The following is a 21,549-nucleotide window of genomic DNA, read 5'->3' as shown; positions in this document are numbered from 1 at the left end:
CTTAGTCTTCAGTTAGCAAGGTAAGTGTCATGGTTTGATTATGTAAATGACACGGGCCAAAAGGAACATGAGGCGATAACTCGCCGTAAGAGTAAAACCCGGTTCTAGTACAGTTTTCGGGAAGTAAGTCTGCAATTGTTTCAAGTTCTTCTTCAATTAATTGGTCGAGTATCATTCGTCGGCCAACACAACTCACCAAAAGCGCAAGACTTGGCTGGTTGCTGCCCATCATTTGTAGGGCTGCTTCACCTGCCTGTTGTGCTCCATCAATCAGATTTTCGTAGTTTGCGCGCATTAGTTGGCATTTAGCACCCTCTGGGAGATTACCTGCAAAGGTCATGCTTTTTTTATCTTCATCAATACTTAAAATGGTTCTGACTACGGATTGTTCTTCACCAACTTCTTGCATAGATAGCGGGAATAATAAAGCAGAACTTGGCAGCCCGTCAGCGTATTCACCCAGCATCGTTTTGTACAACTCCAGTGACGGACTGTGATCTACTTCGTAAAGGGTATTTTTAGTTGATTTGGTAATTTCGCGTATAGGGCCAAATGGTTTCCACCCGCCCATGGTGCCATGGCTAATATTTAACTTTTCGCCATAAAACCCAACAACAACGACTAAGCCTTTAGTAACGTTATCATTGTGCCATACTATGGTTTCTTTAAAGCGGGCCTGATCACCCGCTAAGCCACCGGTCACAAGTACGTTTTTAGGTAATGCGCCAGTAATACCCTCAATGAGCTCGCTACCATTTATAAGCTGCCCATCAGAAACAACAAACACATAGCGTAAGCCATTATGATCTAATTGATTTACAAGTGCAGCGCCCAAAGAGCTTGAGTCGGCATAGTTACTAATGTTATCTGACTTGGCAACAACATGACTTTTCTCAAAGTGGACGGCGGTCAGCGCTATGCTTTCGTCGTGTATTTCACTACCTTGAATTTCTCCGCTGGTAGAGCACCCTACAATTTCAGCCTCAGGGAAAGATGATTTTAATTGAGACAACATGTGTGATGTTGCCATGGCATGTCTGTCACCAAAAGCAAATACTAATGCAGCATCAGATTTTTTAGGTAGCGACGTTTGCCATTTGCCTTCTTTATAAATAGATTGAAAAGTGTTCATAATTTAAAGGCTTTCCCGCACAGCTATGTTATTAATAATATAGATTATAGGGTAAATGCAGGTAAATCCACATTTGTTACGTTTAATTAACGCTCTTTTGAAGTGCTTACCACTTTATATATTAAGTATTTAACCCTTTTAGATAGGAAATTAGGCTTAACATTTAAAAATTGATTTTTTGCTTAAATACAATGAAATCCAACTTTAATGTTTTAGCGTACAATATAATTAAGTATCATGTTTACAACACGGTTTTAAGAACGTTCATATGACTCAGCTAAGTGCCAAACAAAATATTCAAGCAATTGTTAAAGCTATAAAAGCAGAAGAGGCAGTTCTACGCCAAAAATACCCTTTGCTTGCTCATCAAAATACCATTGGGCTTGTTATATTATTGCTCTCGTTGAGTGCTTTAATTGGTGTTGGGGTTTTGTATTACCTTGCCATTATACCTGCATGGGCTTGTATTATTTTGGCAGCTATGGCGGCTTCGATTTCTCACGAACTTGAGCATGATCTCATTCATAAACAGTATTTTAGTAACCAGCCTTTAATCCATAATTTTATGATGTTGACGGTGTGGTTGATGAGGCCAAACACCATTAGCCCATGGTATCGCCGCAAAATGCATTTACATCATCATAAAACATCAGGTACAAAGCAAGATCTCGAAGAGCGCTTAGTGGGCAATGGCATTAAAAATCCATTTATGCGTGCGCTTGTTATTGTGGACGGTTTACTCGGTTTAGTTATTAATACCAAACGTTTTAGTAAAGAAATTAAAGGATTTAGTTTTTTAAGCGTATTTAATGCGGGCTTTCCAGTAACAACTACATACTTCATTATTTTGTATAGCGTAATTATATTTCACACAGTTAACTTTTTTGTACCCATTGAAGCAAGCACTCCGGCACGAGCGTTAGAGGTTTTAAATGTGTTTGAATTTATGATGATTGTGTTAATTGTGCCTAATATAGTGCGTTCAAGCTCGCTTAATTTTGTCACATCAAGCATGCACTATTACGGTGGCGTAAATAATATGCTTGAGCAAACACACGTAATTACAAGCCGGTTATTTATGCCGTTTCACCTTTTTTGCTTCAATTTTGGTAAAACGCACACTATTCATCACTTTGTACCAAACCAACCTTTTTATTTACGCCAAATGTTAAGCAAAAAAATACTCGACGTAATGCGCCAGCATAATGTACGGTTTAACGATTTTAACAGCATTAAAAATGCAAACGCTTATAAAGCTTAGCTAAAGTTAAGTTTAATTGGCGCATTAAAAAATAAGCAAACATTGCTACATGAGCGGTTTAATCGTTCATGTAACAAACTGGAATTACTCCCACAATGGTAAAAAAACTAGCCTTTCTGGTACCAAATTAGTGAGCTTGTTTAACCCTCCCTTTTATCAATTCAAATAGCTTTATGACTCTAACCTTTATTAAGATGGGTACATTTAAAAAATTTAATTGTCCTCTAAACACAGTTAAAGCTAACACGCGGTGCTGGAGTTAATCCTGAAGGTAAAATACGACTTTAAAATTCTTGGAGATTATAGAGGTTAAAGACTTACAAAGTTTAAAGGAGTTTGCTCCAGCAGTCCGGGGTATAGCGCAATTACCTTACGTTAACTCAGCACTCAAAAGCGGACAGCTGGTAAAGGTATTGAATGAATACGCGCCAAGCCCACAACCTATTAATTTACTTTATCCGTCTCAACGTTTGTTAAGCCCAACTGTTAAAGCTTGAGTAGATTATTTAGTAAACCATTTATCTCAATATAAAAGTAATTGGTAAGCTAGTTTCTAAACCAGTTGGTGGTGAATTTAATAAAACGGCTAATACGTGCAGATTCGTTAATTAGCTGAGGGTGAATTAAATACACATCAGATTGCGGATACTGTAACTGCGTTAATACCGGTTTTAAAGTGTGTGCGTTAATTTCTAAATCTACTAAATACTCGGGGGTGTATATAATTCCCTGACCTTGCAGTGCGAGGTTTTTAAGCATGTGGTTATCATTAATACTTAGTTTTCCCTCAAGCTCAATGGCCCTATCGGAAAAGTGCCAAAGGCTAAATTGCGTGCTGGTTAAACAGCTATGCTTTAATAAATCTTCAACACTGCCTGGCTCACCATTTTTAGCGATATAGCTTGGGGCTGCGCAGCACACCTGCTTATAACTAAATAGCTTTTTGGCAATCATGTTTTGTGGTGGATTAAGGGTTGATCTAAATGCAATATCGTAATTGCTTTGTATCAAGTCGTGAGGGGTGTAGCTGCAGTCTATATTAAACTTAACATCAGGGTACTCTTGATTAAATTGTTCGCAAATAGTGAGCAGGTATCTATTGGTAAATTGGCTCGGCGCGGTAATTCTAATATTGCCAGCAATAGCCTCGTGTTCATGGGCTAATGTGCGTTCTAGCTCTAATAATGTACTTTTAATATTTCCCATACAGCTAAGCACATGCTCTCCCTGCTGGGTGAGCTTTACACTGCGGGTTGTACGAATGAGTAGGGCTCTTTGGTATTCTTTTTCGAGCGCTTTTATTTGCTCAGACAAATACCCCCGGGATATCCCAAGCGCTAAAGCTGCCTTTGAAAAGCTTAAGTGTTTGGCTACTTCGTTAAATAAAAATAACCGTTCAAATTTTTTATGTTCTCTAAGCATTTAAATGAGCACTGTGTTTTTATTGTTTGTTATAACAAGTAATGAGTTTTATTTTTAGTATTTAGTTGAATAATTTAATCGGTAAACTACAAGTCACTCTTTTTTAATACCGATTACTCATGACCAATAAACCGATTTCTCAATTTATACCCAATGCTAGCGAACTTATTTATGGCTGTATGGGCCTGGGTGGCGGCTGGAATAACAACCCAATAACCAAAGCCGACATACACCAAGCACACACAGTGGTAGAGGCTGCGCTTGAAAATAACATTAACTACTTTGACCATGCCGATATTTATACTTTTGGTAAAGCAGAGCAGGTATTTGGTGAAGTTTTAAAAACGCGTACCGACCGTGATAAGTTAATTATTCAATCTAAATGCGGTATTCGCTTTGAAGATGAACATGGCCCTAAGCGTTATGACCTTTCAGGGCAGTGGATAGAACACAGTGTAAATAATAGTTTAGCGCAGCTAAAAACCGATTACTTAGACGTACTTATTTTGCACAGACCTGACCCACTCATGTGCCCACAGGAAATTGCTAGCACTTATAAAAAACTAAAAAGCCAAGGCAAGGTACGTTTTTTAGGGGTGTCTAATATGCAGCAACATCAAATAAAAGCCATTCAACAAGCCCTTTCAGAGCCACTTATTTTGAATCAAGTAGAAATGAGCTTATTAAAAAATGACTGGGTTGAAGAGGGGATATATGCTGGTAACGCGCAAGGCGCAAATATTAACTTTACGCCAGGCTTAATAGAGTTTTGCCAGCACAAAAATATACAGCTGCAGGCGTGGGGAAGTTTAAGCCAAGGGTTGTTTTCAGGTGCTGATATAACCAGCGCTGAAACCCATATCAAAAACACCTACCAATTAGTACAAAGCTTAGCTGCGCAGTACGGCACAAGTGCAGAAGCCATTGTACTGGCATGGTTAAATAGGCATCCTTCAAACATACAACCTGTTATAGGGACTACTAACACAGCGCGTATTAAAGCGTGTGCACAAGTAAGCAAAATACAGTTAACGGCCGCTCATTGGTATGCACTTTACGAAAGTGTAAAAGGTTGCGAGCTGCCATAGTTTAGTAAAGGAGCACTAAAATGATAAAAAACACACTAACAACATTTTTACTAAGCACAGTCGTGGTATTAACGGCTTGTAAAAGTAATCAGCCACCACCGGCCGATAACGCAAACACGGCAAGTGCTAATAATTATTTACAGCGCGATGTACGCGACGATATATTTTATTTTGTATTACCAGATCGTTTTTATAATGGCGATCCGCAAAACGATAATGGTAGCAAAGAGCATGCTATTTCGGCTGGTGGGTTAAATTTAACAACCACCAGTGGTTTTCATGGTGGAGATATAACAGGTATTGAACAAAAGCTAGACTACCTAGAAGCACTAGGGGTTACAGCCATTTGGATGACGCCATTATTACGCAATCAAGCGATTCAATTCGGGGGTGTTGCGCACCATGGTTATTGGATTGTCGATTTTAGCGAAATTGACCCGCACTTTGGTGGTAATGCTTCTTTAAAAAAACTAATTGATGCGGCTCATAAAAAAGGCATTAAAGTATTTTTTGACATAATTACTAACCACACTGCTGATATTATTCGTTACGATGAATGCCACATGCCAGACGGTCAATTTAAAACGGGTTTAACGCATTGTGAATATAAAGCGCTAAATAACCCTAAGCCATATAACCCATTTATTCCAGAGCACTTAAAAAATGTTAAGTACCCACAGTGGCTAAATAATGTCGATTATTATCATAATCAAGGCGACAGCACCTTTAGTGGCGAAAGCTCACTTAATGGTGATTTTAACGGCCTAGACGATTTAAAAACAGAGCATCCGCAGGTGGTGAGCGGCATGGTCGATATTTATCAAAATTTAATAAAAGAGTTTAAGCCCGACGGCTTCAGAATCGATACCGTACGCCATGTAAATCTCGAGTTTTGGCAAACATTTACACCCGCTATTATTGATTACGCTAAGGCGCAAGGCATTCCAAATTTTCATGTGTTTGGTGAGGTTTACGACCCAAATCCTAAAAACCTAAGTGTATTTACTACAGAAGGTAAAATTCCATCGGTGCTTGATTTTGCATTTCAAAAAATAGCGGCCGATGTGTTTTTTAAAGGAGAGAACCCAAGCGCCATTAGCGAGCTGTTTGCACAAGACTCACTATACAAAGATGAAGACAGCCAAGCCGATTTACTTATGACCTTTTTAGGTAACCACGACATGGGCAGACCTGGCTTATTTATAAACCAAACATTTGATCACGAAGGTGACGAGCTTAAATTAAAGCGCAGCCAATTAGCGCATGCGTTTATGTTTTTATCGCGCGGTATACCAGTTATTTACTATGGCGATGAACAAGGTTTTACAGGCGATGGCCACGATATTGATGCACGCGAAGATATGTTTGCATCAAAGGTTGCAAGCTATAACGACAATAACCTTATAGGCATTACCCAAACAACGGCTGATGATAACTTTAATCAGCAGCACCCATTATTTAAAGCTATTGCTCAATTAAGTAAGTTACGAAAAAATCACGAAGGGCTTCGCCGCGGTGAATACAACGACTTATTTTTTGCTGAAAACACTGGCATGTTTGCGTTTTCACGCACAGTAAAAGGCGCAGATCAGGCATATATTATTGTGTTTAATAGCGAAAAAACGCCACAAACAATAGAGTTTAATAGCCCCTATAAACACTTGTCCCCCCTTGTAGCTGCCGAGCAACTTGAGCAACAAAATGGCAAGTTAACGGTCACTTTAAAAGGGCTTAGTTATAGCGTGTATATTGCTAAATAATTAAGGGTTTAGGTTAAGTAAAAGCCAGCTGCTAAGCTGGCTTTTGTATTTAAATAAGCGAAATAGAGTAGGCAGTATTGAAGTAGGTAAACAAGCTGGGTTAGTAATTATAAATGACAATATTGCAGAAAATGTGTCGGCTATCCGTAATATGGAAACTGTATTTAAAAATGGTGTAGGCTATAACTCAACAGCACTTTTCTATAATACTAAATCGGTTGTTGGGCTTCATTAAAATAATAAAGGAAAACAGGATGAAAAAATCACTACTTTCAGTGGCATTAGGTTTTGCTGCACTTGGTACGTTTAACGCGCAGGCAAACCTTGATCAACACGTTAAAAATGTAGAGCAGCAGGTAATTGAATGGCGACGTGACTTTCACCAAAACCCTGAGCTTGGTAATCGCGAAACACGTACCGCAGGCATTGTGGCTAAACACTTAAAGTCGTTAGGTATGCAAGTACAAACCGATATTGCTTACACCGGTGTTGTGGGTATTTTAAAAGGCGCAAAGCCTGGTCCTACGGTAATGCTACGCGCCGATATGGATGCACTACCGGTAACAGAAAAAACAGATGTGCCATTTAAATCAACCAAAACCACAAATTTCCGCGGTGTAGATGTGGGTGTAATGCATGCCTGTGGGCACGACACGCATGTAGCCATGTTGATGGGCGCAGCACAAGTATTGGCCGATATGAAAAGCGAGCTGCACGGTAATATTATGTTTGTGTTTCAGCCAGCAGAAGAGGGCGCACCTATTGGCGAGGAAGGCGGTGCAGAATTGATGCTCAAAGAGGGGATATTTACCAAATATAAACCCGACGTGGCATTTGGTCTTCACATAACATCGAGCTTACACAGCGGCAAAATTGGTTACAGAAGCGGCCCTGCTATGGCCAGTTCTGATAGGTTTGAAATTACTGTTAATGGTCGTCAAGCACATGGTTCAGCACCGTGGACTGGGGTTGACCCTATTGCAGCGGCTGCACAAATTGTAACGGGTGTTAATCATATTGTGAGCCGCCAAGTAAATATAACCAAAGAGCCCGCAATTGTGTCGTTTGGCAAAATAGCAGGTGGAGTGCGCAATAATATAATTCCTGAAAAAGTTGAAATGGTAGGTACAATTCGCAATTTTGATATGAATAATAGAGCACAGATTTTTGAAAAAATAAAAACAACGGCTACACATATTGCTAAGTCGTCGGGAGCAACTGCCGATGTGCATATTCATGAAGGCTACCCAGTAACGGTGAATAACCCTGAGCTTACTGCGCAAATGCTGCCAACCCTCGCAAAAGCGGCGGGTAAAAATAACCTAGTGGAAATGAATAAGATTACAGGTGCAGAAGACTTTTCGTTTTATGCATTAGAAATCCCAAGTGTCTTTGTATTTTTAGGTGGTACGCCAAGAAGCCAAGATTTAAAAACGGTACCAAGTAATCATTCACCTTATTTTTATGCTGACGAATCATCGTTTAAAGTAGGGACTAAGGCATTAAGCCAGCTCGCTGTAGATTACTTAGATAGTAAAAAGTAGGCTGCTAACAATTGAGTTAGTAAAAGTCATAAGCTAACTCAATGTATTTTAAGCGTAGTACGTAAAGATGTATGAAGGCTCTATAGGCCTATGTTAGAGGATTATTATATGAAAATCACAGGAAGCTGTTTTTGTGGCGATATAACTTATGAGGCCACCACACAAAATAACAACGTAATAGTATGTCATTGTAGTGATTGCCAACGGATGTCGAGTGGACCATTTAGAGCCGTTGTAATTGCAGATCCTAATTCGGTTGATTTTACAAAAGGACAACCGAAAGAGTATGTAAAAACAGCGCAAAGTGGCAATAAGCGAGCGCAAGGTTTTTGTGCCAATTGTGGTACATCACTTTATGCAACTAATGAGTCACCTATCGATCGTATATATGGGTTGCGTTTAGGTGCTGTTGATCAGCGAGAGCAATTTAAGCCTTCAGCACAAATTTGGTCAAAGTCAGCACTTACGTGGTTGGCCGATTTACATAAAATTCCTGCTTATGACACCACACCATAAGGTTAAGTTACTATGAAACCGACTTCTTTAATCACGTTATACATAAGTGCATTAATATGCATGAGTGCCCATGCTAGTTCAAGCAATGTTGATTTTTAAATACCACTAAAGTGGCTTCAAACTTACCATTTTCGCAAATAGTAAGAGCAGGCAATACGCTTTATATGTCGGGACAAATAGGGATTAATCCTGAAACCGGTAAGTTAGCAGCGGGTGGTTTTGAAGGTGAAGCTAAACAAACACTTGAAAATATTAAACGCACTTTAGAGCAGCATAACTACAGCATGAGCAATATTGTAAAGTGCACCGTTATGCTTACCAATATTAACGACTTTAAAGCGTTTAACGCTATTTATACGCAATATTTTAGTGCGCCGTATCCAGCGCGTAGTGCATTTGCAGTAAAAGCGTTAGCGCTTGATTCTTTGGTAGAAGTTGAATGTATTGGCGCAATTTAGGAATAGGTTGAAAGTTTTGTCGCTAATTACGTGTCATATAATTAGTAACATTATTGGGATACAACCATGTGCAGTTCACCAAAAAGTAGTCGAGCAGTAAAAAAGTCAGCCATTCATTTCAATGACGAGCTTACCCAAGAGCAACGTATACGCTTTGCAGCAAAGGCTAACTTAGCACAAGAACGCAGAGAGCAACGGGAGCTTGCTAATTCCCGTTACGCTCAAAAGCACCCGCAAATTAAGTCATCAAAAGGTTTTTTTTCGTGGTTGCAGCAATGGGTTAACTAACATTAACCCACATTCTATTTATAGTTGCTTACCAAGAGTAAGATGCTGAAATCATTGCATTGCGTGGTTTACCCGGAAAATATCTATCGCCTGTAAAACTGGTGTAATCAGCTCGCTCTGCATACGCTTTATTGGTCACATTTATAATACGAGCCATAACTTCAAGATTTTTTGTTGCTTGCCACTGGGCGCGTAAGCTAAGAACCGAATGGCCTTCGTATTCATTTAAGTTCTCAGGGTCTGTGTAGTAATGGCCAACATGATGCCATTGAAGTGCAAATTGGGTGTTGTTACGTGCTTGCCACGTAATATCAATATTAGCAATGTTGCGTGGTGCGGTATCTATGTCGTTGCCATTTATGTTTAGGCCGTTAATAACTTGGTTGTTAGTGTAACTATGTTTAGCATGTGTACCTGCAAAGTTAACCGACACGTTATTGGGTAATTGATAATTAAGTTCAAGTTCCACACCTCGATGGCGAGAGCTGCCATCATTTACAGTGAAAAAGTCGCTATCACGGTAAATAGTATTGTGTTTACTCATAGCATACACAGATAAGCCGTAATTAAATGCACTGTATAATCCTTTTATACCAAACTCAGCGTTGTTAGCTATTTCTGGGTTTAAATTAGCGGTGGTCTGCTCGCGTTGTAATTGATATAACTCAGCAGCTTGTGGCGCTCGGTAACCGCGAGAAAAGTTAGCGTAAAACGTGTTATTACTGTTGTATTGGTAACTTATTCCAAGTTTAGGTGAGGCATTACTAAAGCTATTTTTAGTGCTAGCAGGACGACTGTATCGGCACCCACCAAACCCGCACTCGCTACCATCTTCTTTTGTTCTGCCCGCAAGCATATTATTTGTGTAGTCGTACTGCATGTGCTCGTAACGAACCCCGGCTGTTAATAGCCATTTATTTAATTGCCAATTCACGGATGCAAATGGTGCATAAAGTGTGGCATTGACGTTGTAATCGTAATGTTTACCCTGTGGCACGGTAGCCACTAAAAATGCCGAGCCTTGCGTTGCCTCGTTTTGGCTTTGTAAAAAGTCGGCTTGGGTGTACTCGCCATCTAAGCCTAAGTTCAGAGTTACATTGTTATTTATACTGTGCTTATAAAGCGATTGAACCCCAATACCTGTTTGACTGTTTTTTTCAAGCGGTGTACCTGGTAAAAAGTGCTTAAAAAAGTCCATACTTTGATCGCGCATATACACAGTGGTAGAAAGTACATCGTTATTGGCTAATTGCCATGTTGCATTGCTCCACGCTCGCAAAGATGTTGCCTTTCTAAATGCATCAGGATCGAAGTTTTGCTGTGCTATATCTTCATTTTTATAGCTTTCAAACCCAGTAATAAAACCAGCTGTTTGCTGATCTAAATGTGTATAAGTTATACCCGATGTGAGCAATAGATTATCGCGCTCTAGACGATGGCGTATATTGACTTTTTGTTGCTTAACACTTTCATCATCACGGTACCCTGTATCGTCAGTAATGCTGGCGTTTATGCCAATTCCGCTGTTTCCATAGTCTTGCCCTGCACGTAATTTAACGCGTGCATAGCCATATGAGCCATAATCTACACCCAATAAACCGCCGCCTTGAGTTGTGTCGGGTGTTATTACATTAATAACACCATGCACAGCATTTGAGCCATATAAAGCTGAACCCGGCCCTTTTAACACCTCAATGCGTTGGGCCATTTCACTATGCGATTCAAATAGCTCGTTAATATTACAAAAACCCGCAGCGCGAAGCGCTATTCCATCTTCTAAAGTTAGCACACCACCACATGCGCCAGCCCCAGACAAAACTGGCGAGCGAAGCGCAGGTAAATATTCTTGGCCATTGCCGCGTTGTACATTAGCACCAGCAACGCGTTGCAGGGCTTCTTCAATGTGAGTGGGTGCAATGCTCTTAAGTTGCGCCTCGGTTAAGGTAGAAATAGACAATGGAAGGGGTGTAGAAAGCGCTTCGACCCTTGATGCTGTGGTGGTAATAACTTCAATTGAGTCTGTACTTTTCTGATCAGCAACAACAGCTTGGCTAAACGGCAAAATGAGCGGCAAACAATAATATTTCATACATACCTAAAACGTTTGGGGAAATAGCTTGGTTAAATGATATGTGGTTTTTATAGGCTTTTAAACTTGTTGCGTTAAAGTGCATGTATAACCGTAAATTATTGTTCGTAATATTGCTTTATTTGCTTATCAATTAAATTTATATCGACTACACCCGGCTTAAATGCAATATAAACAGGTAAGCTGGATTCATGGAACTGACGAGCGTGAATGCCGACACTGTTTTTTGCAAACCAAAGCCCAGCTTGATAATTAGTGATTATAAAATCAACACGCTTTTTTTCTAATAACTTGAAAGAATCTGACGTTGAAAGTGTATGCATTATATTTTTAGGCAATATATTGTATTTATCAGCTATTTCATTAGGTAAGGCAACGCCTCGGAGCATAGCTATTCTAGTGCTAGAAAAGTCTTTGTTATTTAGGGTGCTTTTATCTAAAGCAAATAATCCAAATTTGGTCACATGTGTAGGGTGCTGAGTAAACTCTAAATGCTTTTCACGTAGGGTATTTGTTGCTAAAGAAAAATAACAGTCGTAATAGTTAAGGGTCATTTCTTTTTTTACGCGTGCCCATGGTAAGTGTATTACTTTAATGTTTAAGCCTAAACTTTGATTTAAGTAATTTATCAGTTCAATGTCTGAACCGGTAAATGTGTTTTTTTGCTCGTCGAAAATAGTATAAGGCGGGTAGTGAGTTGTAACGCAGCGTAATGTTTTACCTGACTCGGCAAGTGCTAACGATGACGCCACTAAAGCGAAGATTAATAAAATAAAACGCATGACTATCAAATCCATTTTCTTTTAAGTATATAAGCTATTTTTTAATTTTAAAGTGAGTGATGAAATTGATGATCTACGCGCTTTTAAGTCGCGTATAAATTTAATTTTTGGAACACACCATGTTTAACGCAGAGCAGCAATCACGCATTATTGAAATGGCGTGGGAAGATAGAACGCCCTTCGAGGCTATTGAACAACTATATGGATTAAAATACCCTCAGCTCGTCGTTTTTATGCGAGAGCACATCTCTAAAGGGAGCTTTAAAGTGTGGCGTAAGCGCCACGCAGGGCGTAAAACTAAGCACTTAAAGTTACGCGATCCCGCTATTATGCGCAGTCATTGTAAAACTCAGTACAAACACCGTTAACACCGTAAATTTAAGCGCTATTTCATTTGATGTTCATCCTAGCTTGTTAGTCTTAGATGACTTTTAGCACTGGAGATACTTATGAAAGCAGCTATTTATATCACACTCATCACACTTGCGCTGTCATCTGTTGGGGCACAAGCTAACCCAAACAAAAACAATCATGGCCAGCACCAAGGTAAAAAGGTTGGCCATAAAAAGCACAAGCATCATGATCATAACTCTCTTTCTAAAAAAGAGAAAAAGCAGCTACTTCGTGCAGGGTGGACTCCGCCAGGTAAAAATAAGCGTTACCATACTGGTGATATTTTAGAGGTTGATATATACAAACGTGGTAGGGTTGTTGAAAGTTCGAGAAATAATGGTACTGTAAGTATCGAAATCGACCGTAAAATTATCCACTTAGTACACGATACACGAGAAATCTTATCAATTTTGAGTCGCTAAATTAATTTAAAGGGATTTAAGTAATGCTTACATTGTTGGCTGTAACTACTGGCTTTTTTTTACTGGTAACTTTACTACCTATGTCATACAGCCAGCACTACTTGGTTAGAAGCTGCGATTTTGTTCGCTTACAAGTGTTTTATATTGCTGGTTTTATATTTGCTAGTTCACTATTTTTGTTATGGCTAAATAGTGATACGCACTATATTTATATTACGCTCGCATCTGTAATTGTTATGGTTTTACAAGGTAAGTGGATCTTTCCTTATACTTGGCTTGCAAAAAAAGAAGTACAAAGCGCGAGCAAAAACAGCGAGCACAGCATAAGAATAATGTCGGCTAATGTGCTAATGTCAAACCACAATAGTGAGCAACTAATAGCGTTGGTGAATCAGCATAAACCTGACTTACTTATTACACTTGAAAGCGATAGCTGGTGGGAAGAAAAGCTATCGGTGCTTAAAAAAAACTACCCTCATTATATTGAATGCCCTAAAGACAATCGCTATGGCATGCATTTATACAGCAAATTTAAATTACTCGATGCGCAAATATGTGAACTCATTGAAGATGATATTCCTTCAATTCATATTTTATTTGAAAACGACGAAGGCCTTGAAATGCAAGGGCACTTTATTCATCCAGCACCACCAAGCCCAACTGAAGAAGATTCATCGCGCCCACGCGACTCAGAACTAATAATGGTTGCCAAAGCAGTTAAAAACCCAACTCGTCCAACAATCGTAGCGGGTGATTTAAACGATGTAGCATGGTCGCGCAGTACGCGATTATTTATGCAAATAAGTGGCTTTTTAGATCCCCGTAAAGGTCGCGGCTTTTATAACACATTCCACGCGGGTTACTTTTTTATGCGTTGGCCGCTCGACCACCTATTTCATAGCCAGGGTTTTAAGGTTAAGCGTATTGAGCGCTTAGCTAAATATGGCTCAGACCACTTTGCGCTGCTTACCGAGCTTTCTTATGAAAATGCTAGTCAGCAGTCATTAGAGGACAAACCCGACGAGTTAAAGCAAGAGGAAGTTGCAGAACTTACCATGAGCAAAGCCGATAAGCGAAAAGTCCCCAGATTTGAAAAATAGTAATTGTTATTAGCTTGTGTAGGTCGGATAAGCGAAGCGCCAACGACTAAGCATTAACGTATGAATATCTAGCGCCTCGGCAACGTCTTTTGACATGACATCGTCTCGTAAGCTTAGCTCGACTGCTTTGATTTTGAAATTAACGGGGTAAACATGTCTTTCTAGATTGGGTATATCTGGGCATTTTAGCCTCCTCAAAGTGATGAGGAGGTGTCCACTAAATCGGGTGAGGAGCATTGTCCTTGTTTAACAGCTTGTTATGAGCTAATTCGTACGCTCATCCAGAATTTCCTTAATTGTAGCTTTAGTTTTCTCTGAGTCTACTTCGTATTCTTCAAATTTAGCCAGACAATAGTTCATTTTTTCATGGTTTATTTTATTGTTTTCATTTGAAGAATTTAGACAACCATTAATCTGTTCACTCGAATAAAACTTATTCGTTTTATTACATGATATTACATGCATTTCAGACCAACCTTGATCAAGCATACATGTGTTAACTTCATCTTTGACTTTATTAAAGTTAAAAGAACAAGCTTTATAGTCAGCAGTTGGATTGGTTTTGGTAGGATGTATCCTAGACTGACAATCGCCCATTTCGATATTCCAATCTTTAGATTTTGTATCTGTAGACTTGCACCCTGCAAGAATATTAAAGGCAAAAATTATTGCTAGCAAAGAGTAAAAATTAATAGTTCCGTTCAAACTTAAAATCTCCATTGAAATCTGACTAACTCATAACGAATGATATGGACTCCCCACTCAGCACATTTTTACCAATGTGCCATAGTGAAGTTGATTATAAGCTTCAAATATGACGAGTCCATATGTCTGTAATTAAAGCTGTTGGCATTGATTTAGCCAAGTTAGTGTTTAGTATTCACGCTATTGATGAGCATGACAAGTGCAAATTTCGCAAAACTGTTAAACGAAACAACCTATTAGCTGAAATAGCTAAATTACCACCGTGTATAATTGGCATGGAAGCTTGCTCTGGCGCGCATTACTGGGCGAGAGAGTTTACCAAACTTGGTCACGATGTTCGTATTATGGCATCTAAGTTTGTTATCCCCTATCGTCAAAATGAAAAGAATGACGCGAATGATGCAGAGGCTATTTGTGAGGCCGCTACCAGACCTAAAACACGCTTTGTCAGTATCAAAAGTGAAGAGCAACAAGCCGTTTTATGTTTACATCGCATTAGGCAAGGCGCTATAAAAGACAGAACTGCACGTATTAATCGATTACGGGGATTGCTTGCTGAGTTTGGCATTATCATGCCTAAAGGTCGCTACCCAGCACAAAAAGCGATTTCTGAAATACTGGAAGATGCCCAGAATAATCTTCCATTTCTTGCCAGAGAGTTACTTAATGACTTATGGCTCAATATTAAAACCCTGAATGAAGAAATACTCAAATACGATAGAAAACTTTATGCGTTAGCCAAACAAATGAAAGATGCCAAACGTTTAATGAGTATTTCTGGTATTGGTGAAATTACAGCAACAGCTGTTGTAGCGACCGTTAATCACGCTAAGCATTTTAATAGCAGCAGATCATTTGCTGCATGGATTGGTTTAGTTCCGCGGCAATATTCAACAGGCGGAAAAGCGCACCTAGGGCGAATTAGCAAACGCGGTGAAAAACATATCCGCACTTCACTTATTCATGGCGCAAGAGCTGTTATTGCTAACTGTAAAAACAAAACCGACCGTACGAGTATGTGGATAAAAGACCTTATTGAACGACGAGGGTTCAAACGTGCCACTGTTGCGCTGGCCGCTAAAAATGTCCGTCTAATATGGGCTCTATTACACTCAGAAAAAGAGTATCAGGCTGACTATGTGAAATGATTTTTTAAAGTAGTAAGGTAAACCAAAAGGTTAACCCCACCGAGTCTGTGCATTAGCAATTGACGATAACACGGTCAGACCGAGAGCAAAAAAGCCTGTTTAATCGGGAAGAGATTATTAATTAATACTCTGTTTAATGAATGAGGCATTGCTCAAGCGCAAATCACCAGAGCGATAGCGTAACAAAGCTAATAAACGCCGAATGTAGAGCTGCTGTCAGATCTTCTTGTTGTCAGAGATGCTATTGCTTGACAAAGGGGAGTCCATGTAGCCTCATTAAGAGGAAATTTATAGTTGGCTAAAATGTTGAACGCAGTGAAAACAGCCAACTGTAAATTTTCCTGCTTTAATGCTTTGTTAGGAGTACTTACTCCTGATATCTAGAAACAGCAAGTGCTTTAGCTTTATCGACTGCTGAAACACCACTATCTATAAGGATTTTACCCAAAATTTCATCGCTTCTTTGAGAAGCCATATTTGAGTATTTATTTCCTATCTTTTCGGCGACATAACACCAAGCATAAGCTTCTTGTAAGTCTAGTATTGGTTTTTCAGTTGATAACGAAACACATAAACCAAAAGGAGCTAATTCGTATTTAAACTTCGCTGATTCTAATAGAAACTCAAGTCCCAAATTAGGATTAAATTCCTTTCTTTCTTCTTTAAATAACTCAGTACCGATCACGAACAATTACTCTGGTGCATATTTACTTTTATCAACTGCAAATACCGTAGCTGACATTAGAAACGATAGTAGAAAAATATGCAGCCTCATCAGTACTCCTAACAATTTAATCAAAGGGCACTTTTCCCATATTTGCGTAAAAAGGTCCTTATTTTATGAGTTTCTATTATTAGCAAATAGTGTAACTTATTGCCAGCTATAAATATTATGCTTAATGTAGGTTATTTAAGCATGTAGAAAAAAGGAAAGTCTCCTCTTATTATTCCCAAACTAGCGCTCACCTAGGTCAAGGTTGCTTTGCATTGTGAATTCATCGTTGCCTTTTTGGTCAACCCTTGGGTTTTTATCTGATTTTTAAGCTCTGATTTTGTCGCATTTATAGTGTTTTTCTAGCTTGCTCAATGCATTCAAACTTTTTACTTGTAACGCTTTTTATGTTTTGTTCACCACCGCATTCAATTGCAGCCATTTTTTTGTGGTTATATGCATTGTAGGTTTGTGCTAAAGCACCTGCTGATAATGCTACCGCTGCAATAACGACTAATTTTTTTATCGTTTTATTCATGTTTAATCCTTTATGCTGCTGTACTTAATTGAGACTTTTGCTATTAAGGCATTCAGCTTTTTATGAAATATTGAATAAGTAGTAAATAAGTTAGCAGCCATTAAGCTGGCTTAAAATCCTAAATTTGTAACAGTGTATGTTTGCTAAACTATTTTTGATTATTAGCGCTTAGCGAGCTTTTATTTGTTAAGCATAAAAAAGCCTAAAAGCGGCAGTTCGCTTTTAGGCTTAATATTTATTGCTGCTATTTTATTCAATAACAGGTATGTTGCATTGTATTATGCGTTGGCAATCATAATGCTCTTAATATTCACAAATTCGCGCATACCAAAGCCACCATGCTCTCGGCCGTAGCCACTTTCTTTAACACCACCAAAAGGCAGGTTAGGCTGTGCAAGGCCGTAACCGTTAATGTTGATCATACCGGTGTCAAAGTGCTTTTTAGCCAGTTCAATGGCTTTTTTCTCATCTTTTGAAAAAATACCACCGCCTAAACCATAGCGAGAGTCGTTGGCGATACGCATGGCATCGTCGTTGTCTTTTGCTTTAATTAGCGAAGCAACGGGGCCAAATAATTCGTCGTCGTATGCAGGCATACCTGGCGATAAGTTGTCGAGAATTGTAGGCGGGTAGTAGTAACCCGTTTGCGATGGAATTTCACCACCCGTTACAATATTTGCGCCTGCTTTAACCGATTGCATGACTTGGTCATGAATACCGTCGCGTAAATCTTCACGTGCCATTGGGCCAAGGTCTGTGTCATCGGCCATGGGGTCACCCATTTTAAGGGCTTCAAATTGTTCTTTAATTTGTGCTTTAAAGTCATCGTAAAGTGACTCAACTACAACAAAACGTTTTGCTGATACACAGGTTTCACCGTTATTGATCATACGTCCTGTTACACAGGTTTTAACGGCAAGTTCTAAATCGGCATCATCCAGTACTAAGTAAGCATCGTTACTGCCAAGCTCCAGTACTGTTTTTTTAACGTGTTTACCGGCTTCTTCGGCTACTTTTTTACCCGTACCATCACTGCCTGTAAAGGTTACACCGCTAATTGCTTTGTGGGCAATTAGGCTGCTTGCTGTTTTACCATCAATAAGTAAATTGCTAAAGCAATGCTCCGGGAAACCGGCTTGTTTAAATAGGGCTTCGATTTCTTCAGCCATGCCAAAAACGTTACCTGCGTGCTTAAGCACGGTCGTGTTACCGGCCATAATGTTAGCTACGCTGTAGCGAATAACTTGATAAAGCGGGAAGTTCCAAGGTTGAATGCCTAATAAAACGCCCGTAGGTTGGTAACTAATAATGGCGCGGCCACCGTCCATCTCTCGTTCTTCGTCCGCTAAAACTTGTGGGCCGTTTTCAGCTGTATAACGACAAATTCCGGCACATAGTTCAACTTCTTGAAAGCCTTGCTCATACACTTTACCCATTTCTTCGGTCATTAATTTCGCAATGGCTTCTTTTTGTTCTTCAAAAAGTGTTGCGAGGGCATTTAAAGGTTTTGCGCGTTCGCTAAATGACGTTAAACGCCACTTTAAATATGTTTCGTGAGATTTTTCGATTACTTGCTCTGCCTCATGCTGAGAAAGTAGCGTGTAGGTATCGATGGTTTGCTCAGTTGCCGGATTAATCGTTTTAACTGTATTGCTCATTCCTATCTCCTTACAATTTATGTAAGCAGATAGATGCAAATCAAAGGCCAATATAATCGCAGAAATGAACTTTCTTTAACTTGTTGATTATTATTGGTTATTTTATTTTTAAAGTCTTATTTTACTTTTCGAATTTATAATTTTGTAAATTAGATGAAGTAAAAAGTACTAGTCAGTGCAAAATTTACAAACTGATTAATAAATTGTACTTGGCTTTAAAATAGTGTTTGTGCAATTTGTTTGAGCAGGTAGGTTTCTCGTAAAATAGAAAGGCCTTGTTTTTCACTAGTGGCTAATGTGCGTTCGTTATGTGCAATTGCATCGTTTATATCAACCCACTTTGCGGTCATGCCATTTTGCTGTTCGTAGTGCTCTAATTTTGCTTTGCCAAATTCATCGGCAATATTACACACGTAGCAATACGATTTAATATGAATAATATCAAAGTCGTTTTTATACCAAGGGCGGTATTCTTCGTAGAGACCAAAATCTTTAACCACAGTAATATTTTTAGCGCCGGTTTCTTCGCTCAACTCGCGAATTAAGCCTTGTTCAATGCTTTCGCCCTCATCTACGCCACCGCCTGGTAGGCTATAATCTTCATAACGATTTGTGTACATAACTAATATTTTATTGTTTTTTATTACAATGGCACGAGCGGTAATGCGTGTGAAATGAGTGCCTTGATTTATATTAATACCAGAGTGGATTAAGGTTTTTAATTGCTGCATTTCATCTCCTTTTATTAACATACGAGTATATCAGCTGTATAAGTGTTACTTGCAAATAAAAATTGTTTTTATTGTGATCGTTATGCTTTCAGCTTACGTAAATAGAGGGTTGATATAATAGGACAATAAATCATTTAAGTTATTTTAAAAGATTAGCTCAATACGTACCTTTAAATTAGTTCTTAGGATGCGTAGAATAAAAAAAAAGAACAGGGATTTATCATGTTAAACATACTTTTAGTAGATGATGACGTTGAATTTAGTGACGTTGTTTGCCACATAGTCGAATTCCTCGGCCACAATATAAGCACCGCAACCAGTTTAAAAGAAGCACACCAATGGTTTGAAAATAATACCTTTGATCATGTGTTACTTGATTTCATGTTACCTGATGGAAGCGGACTTCATTTGCTTGACCATTTAAAAATAATTGGCCAGTCTCCAAAAATTACACTCATATCGGGCCACCCTTCAGTGAAGGGAATATTGGCTGATATGTGTGAGCCTAATATTGGGCACCTTCTAAAACCCCTTCAACGCGAAGATTTAGAGCTTGTTTTAAATGGCCCTAAAAAAGTAGCCGTTAAAAAGGCAAAAACCAGTGGTATTACGCGTCATTTTGGCAGCTTAATTGGCGAGTCTGAGCCAATGCACAAACTGTACAATATGATTGAGCGAGTAGCCAAAACAAATGCCAATGTCATGTTAATGGGCGAAAGTGGCGCAGGTAAAGAAGTTGTGGCTCAGGCAATACACAATGCAAGCCAGTGCGAAGGCCCATTAGTGGCTAGTAACTGTGGTGCACTTTCGAAAGAGCTGATTGGCAGTGAATTATTTGGCCATGAAAAAGGCGCATTTACAGGTGCAATTGCGCGTAAAGAAGGGGTATTTGAGCAATCAAACGACGGTACTTTGTTTCTAGATGAAGTAACCGAAATGCCAATTGATATGCAGCCTAATTTATTGCGTGTTCTTGAGACTAAAAAAGTAACCCGTGTAGGGGGCAATAAAGAAATTCCAACCAATTGTCGAGTAATCTCTGCAACTAACCGAACGTTAGAAGACTTGGCTCAAAACAACGTTATTCGTGAAGATATTTACTTTAGACTCGCAGTGTTTCCTATTGATATTCCGCCTTTAAGAGATCGAAAAGACGATATTCCATTGTTAGCAAAAGCATTTTTAGATCAGCTAAACGATGAGAATGGCACCGCATTTAGTTGGACTGCTGCACAGCTTAAAGAGCTGCAAAGTTATGAGTGGCCGGGCAATGTGCGTGAAATTCGCCATGCTATTCACCGTGCCTTTATCATGAGTGACCCTAAATCAGGCGAAGTGACACTGCCAGATAATCTAGAGTCGCCATTTTCACGTGTAAATAATCAAAGTGCTGATAACGCAGTGTCGGCTGGACAAACCATAGAAGAAGTTGAAAAAGAGCTCATTCATGCAACGCTCGACAAGGTACAAGGGAATAAAACACTTGCCGCACAAATGCTAGGAATTAGCACTAAAACACTTTATAACCGCCTTAATGCTTACGGTGGTATTGGCGAGTATAAATAAGTTGAGAGGTAACATGACACAGAACAATCAACCGGAGCCGCTTAATAAATTAGTTCATGACGCAAGAGCCCCTTTAAATCGTATTTCAATGAATGCTGAACTAATTAAGTTAGTACTTGAAAACGATATGCCAAAAGAAAAGGCACTCGAGGCACTAAATAAAATTATTAGCAATTGCCAACAATGCAGTGAAAGCTTACAAAAAATTGTTGATTCACAATGATGAAAGCGTGTTT

Annotated in this window: 24 protein-coding genes and 1 pseudogene; 15 read left to right on the top strand and 10 right to left on the bottom strand. The window is 39.1% G+C overall.

Annotated features, from left to right (window positions below):
- Position 1 precedes the first annotated feature (1 nt).
- Complete coding sequence (locus CWB65_RS14105) at positions 2 to 1,132, bottom strand: FIST signal transduction protein (protein ID WP_039038440.1); 1,131 nt, start codon at positions 1,130 to 1,132, stop codon at positions 2 to 4.
- Positions 1,133 to 1,400: 268 nt separating this feature from the next.
- Between CWB65_RS14105 and CWB65_RS14100 the strand changes: the two genes are divergently transcribed.
- Complete coding sequence (locus CWB65_RS14100; protein ID WP_039038439.1) at positions 1,401 to 2,393, top strand: fatty acid desaturase; 993 nt, start codon at positions 1,401 to 1,403, stop codon at positions 2,391 to 2,393.
- A gap of 293 nt (positions 2,394 to 2,686) precedes the next feature.
- A complete protein-coding gene (locus CWB65_RS14095; RefSeq protein ID WP_052242911.1) occupies positions 2,687 to 2,890 on the top strand; it encodes a LysR substrate-binding domain-containing protein in 204 nt (67 codons plus the stop codon).
- A 49-nt stretch (positions 2,891 to 2,939) separates the two neighbouring features.
- Here CWB65_RS14095 and CWB65_RS14090 read toward each other — a convergent pair whose 3' ends face one another.
- The gene (locus tag CWB65_RS14090; protein WP_006793696.1) at positions 2,940 to 3,815 is read right to left on the bottom strand and encodes a LysR family transcriptional regulator; all 876 of its coding nucleotides are present in this window, start codon (positions 3,813 to 3,815) and stop codon (positions 2,940 to 2,942) included.
- 119 nt (positions 3,816 to 3,934) lie between these two features.
- Between CWB65_RS14090 and CWB65_RS14085 the strand changes: the two genes are divergently transcribed.
- The 7 genes from CWB65_RS14085 (at position 3,935) to CWB65_RS14055 (ending at position 9,469) form a co-directional block, all read left to right on the top strand.
- Entirely contained in the window at positions 3,935 to 4,903 is a 969-nt protein-coding gene (locus CWB65_RS14085) for an aldo/keto reductase (protein ID WP_039038437.1), read from the top strand.
- A 20-nt stretch (positions 4,904 to 4,923) separates the two neighbouring features.
- Positions 4,924 to 6,663, top strand: a complete 1,740-nt coding sequence (locus tag CWB65_RS14080) for an alpha-amylase family glycosyl hydrolase (RefSeq protein WP_039038436.1) — start codon at positions 4,924 to 4,926, stop codon at positions 6,661 to 6,663.
- A 43-nt stretch (positions 6,664 to 6,706) separates the two neighbouring features.
- Complete coding sequence (locus CWB65_RS14075; RefSeq protein WP_039038435.1) at positions 6,707 to 6,898, top strand: hypothetical protein; 192 nt, start codon at positions 6,707 to 6,709, stop codon at positions 6,896 to 6,898.
- A gap of 19 nt (positions 6,899 to 6,917) precedes the next feature.
- A complete protein-coding gene (locus CWB65_RS14070; RefSeq protein ID WP_039038434.1) occupies positions 6,918 to 8,207 on the top strand; it encodes a M20 family metallopeptidase in 1,290 nt (429 codons plus the stop codon).
- A 108-nt stretch (positions 8,208 to 8,315) separates the two neighbouring features.
- Positions 8,316 to 8,723 (top strand): GFA family protein, encoded by a 408-nt coding sequence (locus CWB65_RS14065; protein ID WP_039038433.1) that lies wholly within the window; start codon positions 8,316 to 8,318, stop codon positions 8,721 to 8,723.
- A gap of 164 nt (positions 8,724 to 8,887) precedes the next feature.
- A complete protein-coding gene (locus CWB65_RS14060) occupies positions 8,888 to 9,181 on the top strand; it encodes a Rid family detoxifying hydrolase (protein WP_235420638.1) in 294 nt (97 codons plus the stop codon).
- 66 nt (positions 9,182 to 9,247) lie between these two features.
- Entirely contained in the window at positions 9,248 to 9,469 is a 222-nt protein-coding gene (locus tag CWB65_RS14055; protein ID WP_039038431.1) for a hypothetical protein, read from the top strand.
- 28 nt (positions 9,470 to 9,497) lie between these two features.
- Here CWB65_RS14055 and CWB65_RS14050 read toward each other — a convergent pair whose 3' ends face one another.
- Both CWB65_RS14050 and CWB65_RS14045 read right to left on the bottom strand, forming a co-directional pair.
- Positions 9,498 to 11,558, bottom strand: coding sequence for a TonB-dependent receptor (locus tag CWB65_RS14050; protein WP_138740811.1), 2,061 nt, complete (start codon positions 11,556 to 11,558; stop codon positions 9,498 to 9,500).
- Positions 11,559 to 11,656: 98 nt separating this feature from the next.
- Complete coding sequence (locus CWB65_RS14045; protein WP_138740810.1) at positions 11,657 to 12,340, bottom strand: transporter substrate-binding domain-containing protein; 684 nt, start codon at positions 12,338 to 12,340, stop codon at positions 11,657 to 11,659.
- 119 nt (positions 12,341 to 12,459) lie between these two features.
- Between CWB65_RS14045 and CWB65_RS14040 the strand changes: the two genes are divergently transcribed.
- The 3 genes from CWB65_RS14040 to CWB65_RS14030 all read left to right on the top strand — a co-directional run bounded on the left by CWB65_RS14040 (position 12,460) and on the right by CWB65_RS14030 (position 14,255).
- Positions 12,460 to 12,708 (top strand): TIGR03643 family protein, encoded by a 249-nt coding sequence (locus tag CWB65_RS14040; RefSeq protein ID WP_006793686.1) that lies wholly within the window; start codon positions 12,460 to 12,462, stop codon positions 12,706 to 12,708.
- 81 nt (positions 12,709 to 12,789) lie between these two features.
- Positions 12,790 to 13,155 (top strand): hypothetical protein, encoded by a 366-nt coding sequence (locus CWB65_RS14035; RefSeq protein WP_138740809.1) that lies wholly within the window; start codon positions 12,790 to 12,792, stop codon positions 13,153 to 13,155.
- A 23-nt stretch (positions 13,156 to 13,178) separates the two neighbouring features.
- Positions 13,179 to 14,255: an endonuclease/exonuclease/phosphatase family protein gene (locus CWB65_RS14030; protein ID WP_138740808.1), complete on the top strand. Its 1,077-nt coding sequence runs from the start codon at positions 13,179 to 13,181 to the stop codon at positions 14,253 to 14,255.
- Positions 14,256 to 14,282: 27 nt separating this feature from the next.
- Here the strand turns inward: CWB65_RS14030 and CWB65_RS14025 are convergent.
- A pseudogene (locus tag CWB65_RS14025) lies at positions 14,283 to 14,439 on the bottom strand (transposase); the annotation flags it as partial.
- A gap of 80 nt (positions 14,440 to 14,519) precedes the next feature.
- Positions 14,520 to 14,960 (bottom strand): hypothetical protein, encoded by a 441-nt coding sequence (locus CWB65_RS14020; RefSeq protein ID WP_138740807.1) that lies wholly within the window; start codon positions 14,958 to 14,960, stop codon positions 14,520 to 14,522.
- A 122-nt stretch (positions 14,961 to 15,082) separates the two neighbouring features.
- On the opposite strand from CWB65_RS14020, the gene CWB65_RS14015 reads away from it, so the two are divergent.
- Positions 15,083 to 16,108: an IS110 family RNA-guided transposase gene (locus CWB65_RS14015; protein ID WP_039038424.1), complete on the top strand. Its 1,026-nt coding sequence runs from the start codon at positions 15,083 to 15,085 to the stop codon at positions 16,106 to 16,108.
- Between the two features lie 367 nt (positions 16,109 to 16,475).
- On the opposite strand, the gene CWB65_RS14010 is transcribed toward CWB65_RS14015, so the two are convergent.
- The 4 genes from CWB65_RS14010 to CWB65_RS13995 form a co-directional block, all read right to left on the bottom strand.
- Positions 16,476 to 16,793, bottom strand: coding sequence for a hypothetical protein (locus CWB65_RS14010; RefSeq protein WP_039038423.1), 318 nt, complete (start codon positions 16,791 to 16,793; stop codon positions 16,476 to 16,478).
- A gap of 376 nt (positions 16,794 to 17,169) precedes the next feature.
- Entirely contained in the window at positions 17,170 to 17,358 is a 189-nt protein-coding gene (locus tag CWB65_RS14005; protein WP_006793677.1) for a hypothetical protein, read from the bottom strand.
- A 278-nt stretch (positions 17,359 to 17,636) separates the two neighbouring features.
- Positions 17,637 to 19,016 carry an NAD-dependent succinate-semialdehyde dehydrogenase gene (locus CWB65_RS14000; RefSeq protein WP_138740806.1) on the bottom strand — a complete coding sequence of 460 codons (1,380 nt, stop codon included), beginning with the start codon at positions 19,014 to 19,016 and terminating at the stop codon, positions 17,637 to 17,639.
- Between the two features lie 215 nt (positions 19,017 to 19,231).
- Positions 19,232 to 19,747 (bottom strand): NUDIX hydrolase, encoded by a 516-nt coding sequence (locus tag CWB65_RS13995; RefSeq protein WP_138740805.1) that lies wholly within the window; start codon positions 19,745 to 19,747, stop codon positions 19,232 to 19,234.
- Positions 19,748 to 19,969: 222 nt separating this feature from the next.
- Between CWB65_RS13995 and CWB65_RS13990 the strand changes: the two genes are divergently transcribed.
- Positions 19,970 to 21,313, top strand: coding sequence for a sigma-54-dependent transcriptional regulator (locus CWB65_RS13990; RefSeq protein WP_006793674.1), 1,344 nt, complete (start codon positions 19,970 to 19,972; stop codon positions 21,311 to 21,313).
- A gap of 13 nt (positions 21,314 to 21,326) precedes the next feature.
- The gene (locus CWB65_RS13985) at positions 21,327 to 21,536 is read left to right on the top strand and encodes a hypothetical protein (protein ID WP_006793673.1); all 210 of its coding nucleotides are present in this window, start codon (positions 21,327 to 21,329) and stop codon (positions 21,534 to 21,536) included.
- Positions 21,537 to 21,549 lie beyond the last annotated feature (13 nt).

Origin of the sequence: Pseudoalteromonas sp. S554 (assembly GCF_005930865.1) — a bacterium.
Classification (GTDB): domain Bacteria; phylum Pseudomonadota; class Gammaproteobacteria; order Enterobacterales; family Alteromonadaceae; genus Pseudoalteromonas; species Pseudoalteromonas marina.
This window is presented reverse-complemented; position numbering and strand designations above follow the sequence as displayed.